12 protein-coding genes are annotated in these 15,895 nt (G+C 44.5%); 4 read left to right on the plus strand and 8 right to left on the minus strand.

What is annotated here, in order from left to right; translation table 11 throughout:
* Positions 1–58: 58 nt before the first annotated feature.
* Positions 59–3,727 (plus strand): AAA family ATPase, encoded by a 3,669-nt coding sequence (locus tag ACO1R6_RS18240; protein ID WP_486266479.1) that lies wholly within the window; start codon positions 59–61, stop codon positions 3,725–3,727.
* A 117-nt stretch (positions 3,728–3,844) separates the two neighbouring features.
* Here ACO1R6_RS18240 and ACO1R6_RS18245 read toward each other — a convergent pair whose 3' ends face one another.
* The 4 genes from ACO1R6_RS18245 to ACO1R6_RS18260 form a co-directional block, all read right to left on the minus strand.
* Entirely contained in the window at positions 3,845–4,669 is an 825-nt protein-coding gene (locus ACO1R6_RS18245; protein WP_486266480.1) for a LexA family transcriptional regulator, read from the minus strand.
* Positions 4,670–5,021: 352 nt separating this feature from the next.
* Positions 5,022–5,861, minus strand: coding sequence for a universal stress protein (locus ACO1R6_RS18250; RefSeq protein WP_486266481.1), 840 nt, complete (start codon positions 5,859–5,861; stop codon positions 5,022–5,024).
* Between the two features lie 84 nt (positions 5,862–5,945).
* Positions 5,946–7,025, minus strand: a complete 1,080-nt coding sequence (locus ACO1R6_RS18255; protein ID WP_486266482.1) for a DUF6687 family protein — start codon at positions 7,023–7,025, stop codon at positions 5,946–5,948.
* A gap of 111 nt (positions 7,026–7,136) precedes the next feature.
* Entirely contained in the window at positions 7,137–7,427 is a 291-nt protein-coding gene (locus ACO1R6_RS18260) for an HNH endonuclease (RefSeq protein WP_486266484.1), read from the minus strand.
* 157 nt (positions 7,428–7,584) lie between these two features.
* Between ACO1R6_RS18260 and ACO1R6_RS18265 the strand changes: the two genes are divergently transcribed.
* Positions 7,585–8,835 carry an MFS transporter gene (locus ACO1R6_RS18265; RefSeq protein WP_486266485.1) on the plus strand — a complete coding sequence of 417 codons (1,251 nt, stop codon included), beginning with the start codon at positions 7,585–7,587 and terminating at the stop codon, positions 8,833–8,835.
* Between the two features lie 269 nt (positions 8,836–9,104).
* Complete coding sequence (locus tag ACO1R6_RS18270) at positions 9,105–10,352, plus strand: glycosyltransferase family 87 protein (RefSeq protein ID WP_486266487.1); 1,248 nt, start codon at positions 9,105–9,107, stop codon at positions 10,350–10,352.
* Between the two features lie 78 nt (positions 10,353–10,430).
* Here the strand turns inward: ACO1R6_RS18270 and ACO1R6_RS18275 are convergent, their stop codons facing one another.
* Complete coding sequence (locus tag ACO1R6_RS18275) at positions 10,431–11,651, minus strand: alpha/beta hydrolase family protein (RefSeq protein WP_486266488.1); 1,221 nt, start codon at positions 11,649–11,651, stop codon at positions 10,431–10,433.
* A 323-nt stretch (positions 11,652–11,974) separates the two neighbouring features.
* Positions 11,975–12,538 carry a histidine phosphatase family protein gene (locus tag ACO1R6_RS18280; RefSeq protein WP_486266490.1) on the minus strand — a complete coding sequence of 188 codons (564 nt, stop codon included), beginning with the start codon at positions 12,536–12,538 and terminating at the stop codon, positions 11,975–11,977.
* A 270-nt stretch (positions 12,539–12,808) separates the two neighbouring features.
* Between ACO1R6_RS18280 and trxA the strand changes: the two genes are divergently transcribed.
* Positions 12,809–13,135, plus strand: coding sequence for a thioredoxin (gene trxA / locus ACO1R6_RS18285; protein WP_486266491.1), 327 nt, complete (start codon positions 12,809–12,811; stop codon positions 13,133–13,135).
* On the opposite strand, the gene ACO1R6_RS18290 is transcribed toward trxA, so the two are convergent.
* On the minus strand, positions 13,132–14,493 hold the full coding sequence (locus ACO1R6_RS18290; RefSeq protein WP_486266493.1) for a sensor histidine kinase: 1,362 nt from the start codon (positions 14,491–14,493) through the stop codon (positions 13,132–13,134). The two genes, trxA and ACO1R6_RS18290, sit on opposite strands and share 4 nt — an antisense overlap.
* Complete coding sequence (locus ACO1R6_RS18295; protein ID WP_486266494.1) at positions 14,483–15,862, minus strand: sigma-54-dependent transcriptional regulator; 1,380 nt, start codon at positions 15,860–15,862, stop codon at positions 14,483–14,485. The genes ACO1R6_RS18290 and ACO1R6_RS18295 overlap by 11 nt, the downstream gene beginning before the upstream one ends.
* Positions 15,863–15,895: the final 33 nt, after the last annotated feature.

A 15,895-nucleotide genomic window follows, 5' to 3' on the forward strand; every position in this document is an offset into this window, starting at 1 on the left:
CAATACCCAAATTTATAAATCATCACTTACAACTTATTTACTTACCACTTTTCCGTAAATGAAAATATTAGGCATCCGGTTTCAGAATTTAAATTCCCTCAAAGGCACCCATGAAATTCGTTTCGATGCCAGTCCTTTGGTAGAGTCGGGTTTATTTGCCATAACCGGGCCAACGGGTGCCGGCAAAACCACTATTCTGGATGCTATAACCGTTGCCCTGTACGGCCGGGTACACCGCCACGACCGCGATGCTTTTGAAATAATGACCCGCCATACCTCAGAGTGTTATTCCGAAGTAGAATTTGCGGTAAAAGGCACCGCCTACCGGGCCAAATGGTGGTTACGGCGCAGCCGGGGCAAAGCCGAAGGCAAGTTGCAGGATGTTAAAATGGAGCTGAGTGCAGTTGCCGACGGGGCAATTCTGGAATCTAAATTAACGGAAGTTAAAAGCCGGATAATAGAAATAACCGGGCTGGATTATAGCCAGTTTTTGCGGTCGGTGATGTTGTCGCAGGGCGATTTTACCCGTTTTTTAAAAGCCAGTGAAAGCGAGCGCAGCGAATTGCTCGAAAAAATAACCGATACCGGCATTTATTCTGATATATCGGTTTGGGCTTATAAAAAAGCGCAGCACGAGAAAAAAGAGTTGGAAATGCTGCGGCAGAAGTTAAACGATGTGGTGCTGTTAAATCCCGCAGAAGAAACGGCTTACCGTGATCAACTTCAGGATTTGCATCAGCAGGAAACCAACTTGCGCCGCCTGAAACAAGAAATTGATAACCAGGTAAAATGGCGGCAAAATTTACAGGCGCTGGAATTGCAGAAGCAACAGGTAGCCAGTCAACTCGCCGAACAAAAAGCGTTACGTGCCAGCCAGCAAACCCAATTCGACCGGTTACACCAACACCAGCAAGCGTTGGTATACAAACCGGCTTTGGCCCAGCTAGAAACGACTCGTAATTATTATAAAAATATTACCCAGAACTTAGCGAGTTTACAGGCCGAGCTGCCCGCTTTACAAACCGAAGCCCAGGAAGCCAACGCTAAATTAAAACAAGCCGAAGAAAACGCCCTGGCGGCTACCGAAGCTGTACAGCAAGCCCAACCAATTCTGGAAGAAGTAATCCGCCTGGATGCAAATATTCTAAACCAGAAAAACTACCACGAGCAGGCACTTACCGTTCGGGAAAATATGGCGCTGGAAGTTAAAGCCACCACCGAACAAAATAGCTTAAAGCAAGCGGAACTGGATAGCAGAAACAACCAGATTCTCACTTTACAAAATTGGCTAAGCGAACATACCGGCGATGCTTGCCTGGAGAAGGATTTACATTTTTTTAACCAGTTTATAAAAGATTTAGACCGGGTTTACCAGGATATTAGCAAAAAAGAAAAAGAAAAAGCCGACCTGGAAAAACAATACCAGGCCGAAGCTAAAAACCTGGCGGTCATCCGGGCAAATATTAACCAACACCAACAAACCATAACTGCATCCGAAGGTAATCGCCGGCAACTGCAAACCCAGTTAACCCAAAAGTTAGCCGATAAAACGCTCGACGAACTGGAAGCAACCGCCAATCATTTACCCGGTCTGATAACGCTTTGTGAAAAACAAGTTCAGTTGGCAACCCAATGGGCCCAACAGCAAGCCCGCACCGTCGAAATAAACCAGCAGGTAGCGCAAAATACCCGGCTGCTGGAAAATGCCCGCACCGAACTGCAACACTTTCAGAAACAACTAACCGAAGCCGAGAACCATTTAAAAGATTTGCAGGCTTTGGTAGAATTAGAAATCCGGATTCAGAAGTACGAAAAAGACCGCGAGTTACTTCTGGCCGGTCAGGCTTGCCCTTTGTGCGGCTCAGAGCACCACCCTTTTGTGCAGCACCAACACCAAACCCGGGTAACCGAAGCCGAAGAAAAGCGCAATGCGTACGGACAATACGTAACCACCTTTACAACCCAGGTAAATACCCAAAACAACCGCATTGCCACCCTCGAGACCCGGATAACTGCCGATACCGAACAAATGAATGGCATACTGGGTGAGATGGAAAATATTCAGCAAAAATTTGCGCAAAACAACCAATTGTTGCCCAAGCCGCTGGACATCCAGAAAGTAAATATTATCCAGGCGGTGTGCCAACGCAAGCAACAAGAGCTTGATACGCACCGGAGCCTGATTGGAGAGATCAGGGGGTTGGAAAACGAATTAAAGAACCTGGACCAGAAAACGACCAAAAGCCGCGAAGAAGTTTTCCGGGCCGAAAACGAGGCCGGCCAGATAGACGAACGGTTAAAGGGCACGCAAACGCTCATTTACCGCATTGCCGAAGAACTAACCGACTTACGCGAACAGGAAACGCATTTTTCCGAAGATGTCCGGTCTTTTTTATTACCATTTAACTTAACTTTTAATTATCAGCAACGCGATGTACTGGTAAAAGAATTAGCTTCCCGCGCCGAAACTTTTACCCAAAACAATAATCTGCTCCGCGATCGGCAATTAACTCAGAAACAAACCGCAACCGAACTAAAGAATATACAGGAAACGCTGGCCGAGAAAAAAGCAATTTTGGCTACCCATACTACGCAACTGGAAAACCAGCTAACTGTTTTACAAAACCTCCGGAACGAACGCCAGGCAATATTTGGCGATAAACAACCCACCGCCGAACGCGAACGCCTGCAACAGGAACTAACACAAAATACCTCGCTGGTGAATACTTTGCGCCTGGCTTTAAACCAGAAAACAGAAAAGCTAAACGCCAACCAGGAGTGGCAAGCCGAACGCCAGCGCGAACAAGAACGCCTGCAAACCGAGTTTACCCAGCTTACGCAACAGCTAACAAACCAAATTAAAGCCATGGGCATAGATTCGGTAGAAGCTTTGGTAGCCTTATTTTTATCGGAAGAAGAAGCGCAGCAAATTGCCACCCGCCAACAGCAGCTCGAAAACAGCTTGGTATCGGCGGCGCAATTATTACAACACACCGAAAACACCTTGCAAAAAGAGGCAATCCGCGCCTTAACCACCGAAAGCGAAGAGACTTTGTTGGCCCAAATCGGGGAAAAAGAAGCCGCCATTAGTGCGTTAAACCGCGAAATAGGTCGGCTGGAAGAGTTGCTTAAAAAAGACGCCGAACTTAAAGCCCGGCACCAGGCTTTGGCCAACCAACTTGCCGTACAACAAACCACCTATTTACGTTGGGATAAACTGGCCACCCTTATTGGCTCTGCCGACGGTAAAAAGTTTAGTAAGTTTGCGCAAGGTCTTACTTTAGCCCGCCTGGTTATGCTGGCGAATAAATATTTGCTAAAAGTAAACCAACGTTACCGCATTCTTAAAAATCCGGCCCAGGATCTGGATCTTCAGATTGTAGACACTTATCAGGCCGATGCTATCCGGCCCATGGCCACTTTATCGGGCGGCGAAAGCTTTTTGGTGAGTTTAGCTTTGGCCTTGGGTTTATCTGATTTGGCGGGCCGCCAGGCCCAGATTGGCTCTTTATTTATTGACGAAGGTTTTGGCACCTTAGATGCCGAGACCCTGGATACTGCTATTTCGGCTTTGGAAAACCTGCAAGCCACCGGCAAAATGATTGGCATTATTTCGCACGTAGAAGCCCTTAAAGAGCGCATTAGTACCCAGATACAAGTAATAAAAATGACCGGCGGTACCAGCAAACTCCAAATTGTGGGTCACGCCACAGATGCTTACGGGTAAAATATTATTCATCTTTTTACCAAAGCCTCGGATAATATATTCATCCTTTTACCCGTAAAGTAAAACATGAACACCCAGGGCCAAACGGCTCTTATTGTTTTAGAAAATTTAGTAGAATCAGGGCTTTTTATTCTGCAAGTCACTAATTTGCTTAAGTAAGGTTTCGGTTAAGGCGCGTAAATCTTCTACGTTCTCTTCAATGTAATCTACTTTGTTATACAGATCTTCGTTGCGGTTAGGCATGTAGTTAGAGAGGTACCATTTTACCCGCCAGATTTCCAGAATATCGTCGTATAAGATAGAGTAAGGCTTATGGGCACGGTTATCGGAGCGGCACCGGACAAAACCTTTTTTAATACGGTTTTTAATACGTTTTACCTGCACGCCGCGGTCTTTGCTAACAATTACACACACGTCGTAATCTTTCAGGGTAATCCAGTTTTTAGGATGAATTTGTTCGCACAACAACCAATCGCCATCAAAAAAAGTAGTTTCCATGCTATCGCCTTTTACCTGCAGCCAAAAGTGCATGCCGCCTTTAGCCATATAACCCGGTAAAGTAGTTTGGGCTAGTTTATCGTAAAAGTTCTGGGAAGTATAACCCGATAAATAATTTGCCGCCGCTTTCTGATCGATCATGGGCACCACAATACCCTCTTCAGTATCGGGCGTAATATGGATTACCTGGTCCGGATTGTTGCCTTTAGCTACTGGTGCCAGAGCGGCTTTATCTGGTTTAAACATGTCGCCTTCGCCAGTTAGCAACCACTCAATATTTATCCTATCATTTGCACGAATAATTTTTTCAAGGTAATCGGCTCCGGGCTTACTGCCCCGGGTGGTATACATACGAGTAGTGCCATCGCTTACACCAATATATTTGCTAAAACTCAGGACATTGAACCCCAAAGCTTCTATTAATTTCAATAATCTCTCTTTCAATTGCCTAAAAACTAAAGGTAAAAAATGATATTTTCATCCTGCTTAATTACAAAAATAAGATAATTACACGAAAATACCACATGCATTTACACAATTAAAAGAAAAATATAAGAGTAAAATTATTTAATCCTTGCAAAATATTTACAAAGCTTTAAACAGAGGCTTACCTAAAATTAGTTAAAGTGATGTTAAAAGCAATTTTATTTAGAGTAGGCTTTTATAAGATAAATATTAGCCAGCGTAACTGCCTACCATTGAGGTAAGCCTGTAATATTTTGTACCTGCGGCTGTGCTTAACGCCATTGCGTTTGCGCCTACTGATAAATATAATACTTCCGCCAGGTAAGTTGCCCTACGGCTCGTGCACAATTAATAAAGGCAATTTGCTCTGGTACGTTAAACGCTCCGAAAAACTTTGGCTAAATAAATGATGGAAGAAGCCTCGCCGCTTTTTTAAAATAACTAATAAATCCGCATTTTTTTCAGTAAGGTAAGCTTTCATGCCTTCTACCTCGTCGGGATGATGCACTTCCTGAAAATCGAGAGAAAAGCCCGGTATAGCTTGGGTAAGTTCCTGTCGGTGCTGGTTTAAGCGGGCCGCATTGTTTTGGCTGTCTTCGTGGGTTACGTGTACAATATCTACCTGGGCATTAAACAATTGCGCAAACTGTAATACCTGCGGCAAGGCCACGGCATCTTCTTTCTCGTAATTAGAGGCATAAACAATACGCTGAAAAGGAGTTGGATGCGCCTTGAGCGGCACCGTTAGAACCGGGCACCGCACCTGATCAATAACAGAGGCCGTATTGCTGCCCACCAATATTTCTTCTAACGTATTGCCACCACCTGTAGAACCCATTACTACCAGGTCATACGCCTGGGTATCAGTTAGTTTTTTAATTTCGTCGCCGAGCAGCGACTCTTGCACCAGGTAATTAATCTGAAGGTTAGCTCCTGGATATTTTTGGCTAAGGTAATGGCTTAACCCATGCAACTTATCTTTGGCCTGTCGCCGCTGTTCGCCTAAAACTTCGCTGGCAATCATGGCCGTTTCGGTGGTATCGAGCATGGGCAGGTGCACCACGTGCAAAAGCGTAATAGAAGCCCCGATCTTTTGGGCTATAATGGCCGCAAATTCTACTGCATTGGTGGCAGCTTTCGAAAAATCGGTAGGGCAAATTATCTTTTTCATGGGGCAGAGTTTAGGTATAGGTGCTTAAATTAGTTTTTTATTCTAAGTTATATATACGTATAGATATTAAATTATTGTTAACTCTTATCCTATATCTGCTTTCGCAACCCGGTTGTTATTCCAATCTTTTACTTCGGCCCAGGTCCAGTATTTACGGGGCGTAACGAGCTGGTAAGCGTTTTTTAAATAATTTACTACGGCTCCTTCCAGTTGGCCAGGCGCCAGTCCTGATGCGTAAATTGGGCGGCTGGTGGGGTTGGCGTAACGTTCTTGCTTTGTTAAAGTAGTGCCGGCCAGCCGCAGAATGGGGCCGGTATCTGTAACGGGTTCGGCGGTCCAGCGGTAAGGTGCCGTTTCGTGTTTATTTAGCTGGGCTGCTAAAGGCGCCAGGGCTACCCGCGGCAAAGTAGACCGGGACTCAATATCTACCCAGGTGGTATATTTACACTCCAGTTCGTAGCGGTTTTGGCTATACTGGGCCAAAACAATATCGTAACCAGCCGTTCTGCTAAACAAGGCGTAATAATGAACGGGAGCCGGGGTTTGCACCACTACCAAACCAAGCGCCGGATACGTTTTAACCTGGGTATTATCTCTCCAGATAACCGCGTAATCTTCTAAAACCTGCTGGTACTCGGGTGCCCAGATTGCCTTTTCACTTTCTGGCTGCAGCAACACCCGGGTAAACTCGCGCAAAAAATAATTAAATTTAGGTACAGAAGCCACTACTTCGCTCTCCGGGGTTTCGTCGGCGCCAAAGGGCGGATAGAAAAGCTCTGTTTCACGGGCATTGATCCAGCACACTAATTTCAAGGCCAGGTCGGCCGCTGGCTGATTTAAATCTAATTCCCGGAAATCGCCGATCAAGGCCATTTGGCGCAACACTGCCTCGTACGCCAAGGCTAGTTCGGGTTCCAGCAAGGCCCACACGCCCACAAAGCCATCAATATCAAAATGATTAGCCGTTGCAAATTCAAAATCTAAATTAATATCCGGCGTTTTTAAAGCATTCAGCACCATATCGGCACTGGTATCGCCCCGTACAGCCGCTGGCGTGGGCGCTCCGCGCCAATGCGATAGAACAAATCCGTTGGGGTGCAAGCTATCTACAATAATGGCGGGCTGGTTTTTAACCTGAGTAAACGGAATAAATTTACGCTTCATGCAAAATCAGAAACATGTTTTTAAATCTAACAAAGTAGCAAAATAGGTTAATTATTGGCTAAACCAATAATTTAAATCAGACCAGTTCTAGGTTTGTTAAACCAAAATATTTTACCGCTTGCCGCGTCGGTTTTTCAGCACATCAATATTTTTACTTTTAATCCAGCGCAAATATTTCTGGAGCGGTTCGGCTTGTTGCAAGGCACCAATACTCCGGAAATTATTGGCTAACTCCTGGTTGGTAAAGTTAAGATGAATGGTAGAATGGCAGGGCTGACATAAATCTACGGTTTCGGAATATTTGCCGCCTTCCTCTTTGGGCAACAGGTGGTGGCGGGTAACAAAACTTACGGTGCGGTTACATAATGCACAAGTTGCTTCGGTATTGGCCTTCTTTCCCATGGCAATTAATTTAAACCCTAAAGCATTGAGCCTGTTTTAGCTTTAACTTATTCTGGGCAGCGGAAAATTTAATCGGTATACAAGTTTTATACGTAGCTTTACCAGAAACTTTCTCCAGCAGAGAAAATATTGCCTTCTTTACTTTAAAGTGCCTGTTATGTCTTTAACGAATAATTCTTTGCCGTTGCCCACCGGTGGTAAAGATTCTATTGTACCTAAAAAAGAAATCCGGGAAGGATGGTTGTTGTTTATTCTGGCATCGGTGCAATTTACCCACATCATGGACTTTGTAATTATGATGCCCTTGGGGCCGCAGTTAATGCGGGTATTTAGCATTTCGCCAAAAGAGTTTGGTTTTATCGTGTCGGCTTATACGTTTAGCGCGGCCATTTCGGGCTTTATCAGCACCTTGTTTATCGATAAATTCGACCGTAAAAATGCTTTACTTATGCTATACGGTGGCTTTATTGTAGGTACGTTTTGCTGCGCCATTGCCCCCAATTATGGTTTGCTGCTATTGGCCCGGATTGTAGCGGGTGCTTTTGGCGGCGTAATCGGGGCTTTGGTTTTTGCCATTATCGGCGATGCCATTCCGGAAAAAAGACGCGGCGCGGCTACCGGTAAGGTTATGGCCGCTTTTTCGGTGGCTTCTATTGCGGGTATACCGGTTGGTTTGTACCTGGCCAGCCATTTAAACTGGCACGCGCCTTTCTTTTTACTAACCGGTTTAAGTGTATTGGTTTTAATTATTGCCTTTCTGGTTTTACCGCCCATGCGGGGCCATCTTACCAATGCTATTAGAAATAACCCTGTGGCCGTAATTGGCGAAATTTTAAGAAATAAAAATTTACTTTGGGCGCTGGCCTTAATGGTTATGCTTACTTTGGCCGGCTTTACGGTGGTGCCGTTTATTAGCCCTTATTTGGTGGCTAACGTAGGTTTTGCCGAAAGCGATTTGGCGTATATGTATATGTTTGGCGGCATGGCGTCGGTCGTAACTTCGCAGCTGGCCGGCCGCTTAGCCGATAAATATGGCAAACAGCGCGTTTTTACCTACACGGCCATTTTCTCTATTATCCCGATTTTAATTTTAACTAATTTACAGCCTACTTCCCAATTTTTGGTGCTGCTGGTAACCACTACGTTCTTTATTGGGTTTGGTGCCCGCTTTGTTCCGGCGGTGGCGCTTACCACTTCCAGCGTAGCGCCTCGGCTACGGGGAAGTTTTATGAGTTTTAACTCTTCGGTGCAACAACTTTCGTCGGGCACTTCGGCCTTTTTATCGGGTTTAATTATTCAAAAATCGGCGGCTGGGCCCTTGCTGCACTTTAATACCATTGGTATAATTGCCTCGGTAGCCACGGTGCTTTGTATTTTTATTATCCGGCAGTTAAAGGTGGTAAGCTGATAAAATCATAACCTATAAACTGCCAAACCGACCTACTTTACAATAAATTTCTACGTATTGGTTTGGTCGAAGCGCAATTGCAGCCATAAGCTTTAGCCAAACTAATATTTTACGATTGCACTCCTCCGTTCTACCAAAAAATTTGCGGCAACCGCTAAATAGATGATTGGTAATTTTATAACTAATACAAGCCCTTGGTTAAAAATTAACCGGTATTAGAAAATAGCTCCTGGCGTATTAACATTTTTTTAAATTTATTCTTTTACTGCATGTTCCGGCGCATACGCAATCTTAAAATCGATTATAAATTTATTTTAATCCTTTTTATTGCTTTAACCATTTTTGCTACGCTCCAGGCTTATCTAAAACCCTTATCGGTTAACCACAACAACGGCAAATATTATACGCACTATAACAATTACATTATTTTTAAGCAGTCTTTTTACCATTTGCTGGCAGGCAAAGATTTGTACCAACTTTACTTGGATGAGCAATGGGATCTTTATAAATACAGTCCGGGTTTTGCCCTGTTTTTTGGCTTGTTTGCGCTTTTGCCCGATTTTGCGGGTTTACTTTTCTGGAACCTGGTAAATGTGTTAGCGTTATTTTGGGGCTTCCGGTACTTGCCCGGAATAAGCGATAAAATAAAAGCCCTCATGCTTTTGGCGGTGGCAGTAGAATTATTAACGTCACTGCAAAACGAACAAAGCAATGCCTTAACCTGCGGATTAATAATTCTGGGCTTTGGCTTGCTGGAGCGCAAACATTATTGGTGGGCTGCAGGCTGCCTGGTTTTCTGTACTTTTATAAAAATATTTGGTTTGGTAGCCATGGCTTTGTACTTGTTTTATCCGCAAAAAGGCAAGCTGGCTTTGTATACCGCTATGTGGGGTTTATTCTGGTTTTTGTTACCGTTGCTGGTGGTAGATACGAATAATTTCTCGTACCTGTACCAAAGCTGGTACAACCTGCTGGCCAATGATCATTCTATTTCGGATGGCTTTTCGGTGATGGGCTGGCTAAAAACCTGGTTTGGCATTAAATTAAACAAAATATATGTATTACTCGCCGGAGTCGTGTTATTTTGTATGCCTTTACTGCACCTGAAAAAATACCGCGATTACGGTTTCCGGTTGCAGGTATTGGCTTCTATCCTGATTTGGGTAATAATTTTTAACCACCGGGCCGAATCGGCTACTTTTATAATTGCGTTAAGCGGCGTAGTTATCTGGTATTTTTCGCAAGAACCCAAACCCCTTAACCTGGTGCTATTTGTTCTGGTTATTGTATTTTCGGAGTTGGCACCTACTGATATTTACCCGCGGTTTATCCGGAAAAATTATTTTGAGCCTTACGTTGTTAAAGCAGTACCTTGTATATTAGTCTGGGCAAAGCTACTCTACGATTTGATTTTGCTTAAATCTCTGGCTCATCGGGGAATACCTACTTTTGTACCGGGTTATGTACCTCAGCCGGTGCAACAGCCAATTAACCAGAATAATAACTTCCGGCAATAAAATTCTTAATGCCTTTAAACCAAAGGGCGGGTACTGTTGCCAGTACCCGCCCTTTGGTTTAATTAATATGGTAATATTTTATTTAACTGCATCTTGCTTTAATCCCTGAAACCACGGGATAACCGATAATAACATGGGTTCAATACTACTGCTGTGCGTACCGCCCTGAATAGGAATAAATTCTAAATCTTTGGCTCCTGCCGAAATAAATTTATCGTAAGCGCCTTTCGAATTCTGATAAAAAACCACCGGATCGGCCGTGCCCTGGTAAATTTTGGTTGGACTGGTGGGTACCCAATCGGTCGTCAGGCTATTGGCTACCAAGGCTTTTTTCAGGGCTAATTCACCTTCAGGCTTTTTCAATTCGGCAAAAAAAGTAGCGTTAAATAACTTGGCCGGGTCGGTAGGTAAAGCGCGGTTGATGGTACCCGCACTGCTCACGCCATTAAATAAAGTAGGCATTTGGCTGGCGTACGGTTCTTTAAACAACTCGGTCAACGGACGGTTCCAGGCATTGCTCTGGTTAAAAGCTTGTAAAATAAAAGCCAGGTAAGATGGGTTCGGATACGTTTTACCCGAAGTTACCTCGCCCAGCATACCCGTAAGATCGTATCCACCGGCACCGGATGCCGCAGCCGTAACTTTTAGTTTATGACTCGGGTTCTTTTCAATTTCTTTCTGGGCAGCCAACGTTACGTAGCCGCCTTCGGAATAACCCACTAAAAATAGTTTATCGTTTAAGGCCAGGTTGTTTTTACCTGCATAAGATTTAGCGGCTTTTATTAAGTCTATTACCGCCAAAGCCGAATGCTGCTGGTCGTAATACGGATGAAAAATATGCTTGGAAATACCGTAGCCAATATAATCCGGAATTACGGTGAGATAGCCGGCCGAAGCGAACAACTCGAAACCCGACAAAGTAGCCGGAAAATTAGTAGGCGCATCTTGCTGTTCAAAAGTAGTACCGTGTTGCCCCGATAAAATGGGCAAAGTGCCGGTAGCATTTTTAGGTACGCACATCAGACCAGATGCCTGAATTTCCTTGCCCTGGTAAGTAGTAAGGTAAGTTACATTAAATACCTGGATATCGTTTTTAATATCGCCTTTAATGCCCGGGTAACCCCGCGAATCGGCCATGGCCTGCAAAATAGCCTGCGGCAGTTCGGCTACCAACTTAGCTGTAACTAAATGGTCTTTTTCGGGCACCGGCACGGTCGCTTTGGCTTCTTCCTGCTGGCAGCCGGTACTGGCCAAAAGGCCCCAGATAAATAACCACGTAAGATTTATATATTTTTTCACAATTAAAGTTAAGGTTAAAAAAAGCTTAATTCTCTTATTGTAAACCGAATAAGCTGCTATAAGTTCCCTTAAAATAAACCCCTGATTAATAATTTTCCGGGCACAACCAAACCTTTGAGCAAGACCATTTTTAGGGTATTTGCTCCTTCAGAATGCAGCAAAAATGCAGCAGTTAAATATTAAAATGGTGGCTAAATAGGCCTATCCTGATTAGATAAGCATGAATTATACTGGCCCAGATTAGACCATTGGACAAGCAGATAAACCCCGGCGTGGTTTTAAAAAATGGGTTCAAAGAAGACGTTTTCTACTTGCTGGGCAACTTATAAACGAGTGGCCTGGGTACTTATTACCCCAAACTTTTTGGCTTGCAGTGTAGCCTTGCCTTTACCCGATATTCTGAGTCGGAAAATATTATCGTAATCATTATCGCCGATTTGGGCAAAAGGCTTTTGCGCCCCAAACGCTTCTATAATTGGCAACAGCGTGTTAGAATGCGCTACAACCAAAACCGTTTTTCCTTTAAAATCCTGGAGTATGCGGTCGCGCAGGTTGGTAAAATCGTGGGCTTCGTACAACTGAATCGGTCGGCTCTGGGCCAGGGGAGCAATGGTGCGCTGGTTACGCTTATACTTAGTCGAGAAAAAAGCATCAATGGGTACGTCCTGTAAGTAAGCTTTCAGGTCTGCTGCCCGTTTTAAACCAATGGCGTTTAAATCCGGGTCTTCATCTTTTGGGTTTAGGGTTTCCTTTTCGGCATGCCGCACCAGATAAACGGTAGTAGTCTTATCTTGGCCAAGCGCCATAACCCGCGTACTATTTTCATCCGCATCAATGTGGCAGAAACCAGCCAAAACCAGAATAAACAAAAGCAAGAAACGTCCCATAATTGCGTTGCTTTGGTTAAGAAGCATAATTTAATCATTTTGGTTTATAAACCATAACTTTTTTCTGGAAAAATTCAGCAATACACTTCTGCGTTATCGAGTACAATGCTTTAAAACAGGATAGATTTGCTTTTATTCTGGGTTTAAGATAATTGAAAGACAGGGAGAAAGGGAAGTAAAATTTATATTTTTTATGGACTTTTTGACCCTTAGTTAACGGATAGCGTAAAAATATACCAAAAATTAGAATAACTTTTTAAGCCGAAGAAGATGCCAAAAAAATCGTTTTCTGAACTTATTAACAGCCCGGGTATGCCGGTGCTGGTAGATTTTTACGCGGACTGGTGCGGCCCTTGTAAAACCATGAGCCCGATTATTCAGCAGGTAGCCGGCGAAAATGCCGGTAAAGTAAAAGTAATTAAAATTGATGTGGATAAAAACCAAGCGGTGGCCCAGCAATTCCGGGTGCAGGGTATTCCTACGCTTATCTTGTTCCAGGGAGGTAAAGTACTCTGGCGGCAATCAGGGGTAGTACCGGCCCACCAGCTAAACCAAATTATCCGGCAATTTACCGGGGCAAGTCAGGCGCAGGCTTAAAATACCAGGGTAAAAACGGTTTGACCGGGAGCCGTATGGCTTACCCGCAGGCTACCTTTGTGCAGGCGCATAATTTGCCGGGATAAACTTAAGCCAATGCCGGAACCCTGGCGCTTAGTCGTATAAAAAGGTACAAATATCTGGTCCAGGATCTCGGGGGGTATACCTTGGCCGTTGTCTTTAATTTCTACTTTAACCCGGTTATTTTCCTGCGTATCCAAGTAAGCTGTAATTTCTACGTGCGGTTCCGGACATTCCTGGCAAGCTTCCTGGGCATTTTTTAGCAGGTTTAAGAGTACCTGTTCCAGCATAACACCATCGGCCAGCACCGGGAGCGGCGTAGCCGGGAGCCGTAATGTTAATTGGACCCGTTTTTCCCGAAATTCCCGCGAAACCAATTGCCTGGTGCTTGCTAATAGTTCATTTAACACTATAGGCTTTAGCTGCGGCTTGGGTATGCGGGTAAGCTGGCGGTATTTATCCACAAATTGTAACAAGCCAGCATTGCGTTTTTCAATGGTTTGGAGGCCGGTCCGGATGTCCTGAATTATTTCCTCATCTAAATCGGTCTGGGAATTGCGGTTAATTAATTCGGTTTCTACCAAAGTGCCAATGCTGTTAGTAAGCGAAATAACCGGCGTTATGGAGTTCATAATTTCGTGCGACAACACCCGGATTAATTTCTGCCAGGCATCTAACTCCTTTTCCTCCATTTCGGAACGAATATTCTGCAGCGAAATAATTTTGAGCAACTGCCCCTGCAACCAAAAAGTACTTGCTTTTACGGTAAGCAACAGTTGTTCTTCTTTCTGCGAAATAACAATCAGCTTACTTTCTTCGTTTTCCAGGGCTTCCATGGCGCTTACCAAATCCGGGCTAACGCGGTTTAAGGCTGTAATAGTGGTAAGGTGCGGCACCTGGAGCAAATCTTTGGCCGCCTGGTTTATCAGGTTTACTTCACCGTTTTTGTTAAAGGTAATAATACCTATGCGGAGGTGGGCAACCAGGCTTTGCAGATACAGGTGGTTGGCTTCTTTATCGGCTTTTATACGTTGGAAGGTACTAATTATTTGGTTCAGCTCGTGGTATAAGCCCCCAAAAGCGTCGTTTGGTTTACCGGAATTAAATTGCTGGGTAAAGTCGCCGTACCGGATAGCCGAAAAAAAGCGTACCAATTCGCGATTCGTTTTTTCGATATAATTAAATAAATCGTACAGCAAAGCCACCATCAACAGCCCAAGACAAAAGGCCGTAATGTACCAATGCTGGTAAACCAGCACAAACAAAAAAGCGGCGGTAACCGCCATGAGCAGGAAAAACCGGAGCAACACCCGGAACCGAAAGCTATTATAAACCATATTTTTCGATACGACGGTACAAGGCCGTACGAGTTAAGCCCAGTTCGCGGGCAGCGTGGGTAATATTACCGGCGTGCTTGCTTAAGGTTTTTTGCACCATCAGGCGTTCCAGCATTTCTAAAGTGTACTCTTCGGTTACTGAAACCGGAGGTACAGCCGCTGGTTGCATAAATTCAAAATCGAGCGGACGTAAAGTAACCTGATCGCTTAAAATTACCGCCCGCTCAATGGCGTGGTCTAGTTCCCGAATGTTGCCCGGCCAGTGGTAATCAATTAGTTTTTTAAGGGTAGCTTTCTCGAAACTTAGATTGGCCTTGTGGTATTTGCGCCCGTATTGTACCAGAAAATGCTCGGCCAACAACGGTATATCTTCTTTCCGCTCCCGCAGGGGCGGCAAATGCAATTCTACGGTATTAATGCGGTAAAGCAAATCTTGCCGGAATCGTCCCTGCCCTACCATCTCGTACAAAGGCATATTGGTGGCGCATACCAGCCTAATATCAATAGTGCGGGGTTTATTGGTGCCCAAACGGGTTATTTGGCGGCTCTGCAAAGCAGTTAGTAATTTGGCCTGTAACCCTAAACTTAAATTCCCGATTTCGTCGAGGAACAAGGTTCCACCCGAGGCTACTTCAAAACGGCCCGCCCGGTCGTCTTTGGCATCGGTAAATGCACCTTTGGCGTGGCCAAATAATTCGCTTTCGAATAAAGTTTCGCTTACTGCTCCTAAATCTACGCTAATAAAAGCTTCCTGCTCCCGTTTCGATTTCCGATGCAAAGCACGGGCCGCCAGCTCTTTGCCCGTTCCATTTTCGCCGAGTATTAAAACATTGGCATCGGTACCCGCCACTTTCTCAATGGTTTGGTAAACCTTTTGCATAGGTGCCGAAATGCCAATAAAATCGGCGTAATGGGCATTGTGTACCTGATTCAGGTTGCGTTGTTTATCTACCAAGGTTTTTACTTCTAAGGTAGATTTGCGTAACCGACAGGCGGCAGTTAGAGTAGCTAATAATTTCTCGTTTTGCCAGGGCTTCAGCACAAAATCGGTGGCCCCTTCTTTCAGGGCCCGTACGGCCAGTTCTACATCGCCGTAAGCGGTAATCATAATTACTACTGCTGCCGGGTCAATTTCCAGTATCCGGGCCAGCCAATCGAAACCTTCTTTAGAGTTAGTAGCCCCGGCCGTGTAATTCATATCCAGCAGAATTACATCAAAAATATCGTTCTCCAGGTGGTACGGTATCTTGGTAGGATTGGGCTCGGTGCGTACGTAACTAAAATGCTGTTTCAGAAAAATACGGCCGGCCGTCAGAATATCTTCTTCGTCGTCTACAATTAAAATGCGGCAATCAATTTTACTACTCATGTAAAGCAAGGTGGTGGTAAGTAAGTAATCAGT

Source organism: Adhaeribacter sp. (genome assembly GCF_057359045.1).

Excerpts from the sequence above, each read along its gene's own strand:
- ACO1R6_RS18280 (WP_486266490.1), bottom strand. The coding sequence starts at position 12,538 with ATGGGACGTTTCTTGCTTTTGTTTATTCTGGTTTTGGCTGGTTTCTGC.
- ACO1R6_RS18270 (WP_486266487.1), top strand. The coding sequence starts at position 9,105 with ATGTTCCGGCGCATACGCAATCTTAAAATCGATTATAAATTTATTTTA.
- ACO1R6_RS18260 (WP_486266484.1), bottom strand. The coding sequence starts at position 7,427 with ATGGGAAAGAAGGCCAATACCGAAGCAACTTGTGCATTATGTAACCGC.
- ACO1R6_RS18250 (WP_486266481.1), bottom strand. The coding sequence starts at position 5,861 with ATGAAAAAGATAATTTGCCCTACCGATTTTTCGAAAGCTGCCACCAAT.
- ACO1R6_RS18290 (WP_486266493.1), bottom strand. The coding sequence starts at position 14,493 with ATGGTTTATAATAGCTTTCGGTTCCGGGTGTTGCTCCGGTTTTTCCTG.
- trxA (WP_486266491.1), top strand. The coding sequence starts at position 12,809 with ATGCCAAAAAAATCGTTTTCTGAACTTATTAACAGCCCGGGTATGCCG.
- ACO1R6_RS18295 (WP_486266494.1), bottom strand. The coding sequence starts at position 15,862 with ATGAGTAGTAAAATTGATTGCCGCATTTTAATTGTAGACGACGAAGAA.
- ACO1R6_RS18265 (WP_486266485.1), top strand. The coding sequence starts at position 7,585 with ATGTCTTTAACGAATAATTCTTTGCCGTTGCCCACCGGTGGTAAAGAT.
- ACO1R6_RS18255 (WP_486266482.1), bottom strand. The coding sequence starts at position 7,025 with ATGAAGCGTAAATTTATTCCGTTTACTCAGGTTAAAAACCAGCCCGCC.
- ACO1R6_RS18240 (WP_486266479.1), top strand. The coding sequence starts at position 59 with ATGAAAATATTAGGCATCCGGTTTCAGAATTTAAATTCCCTCAAAGGC.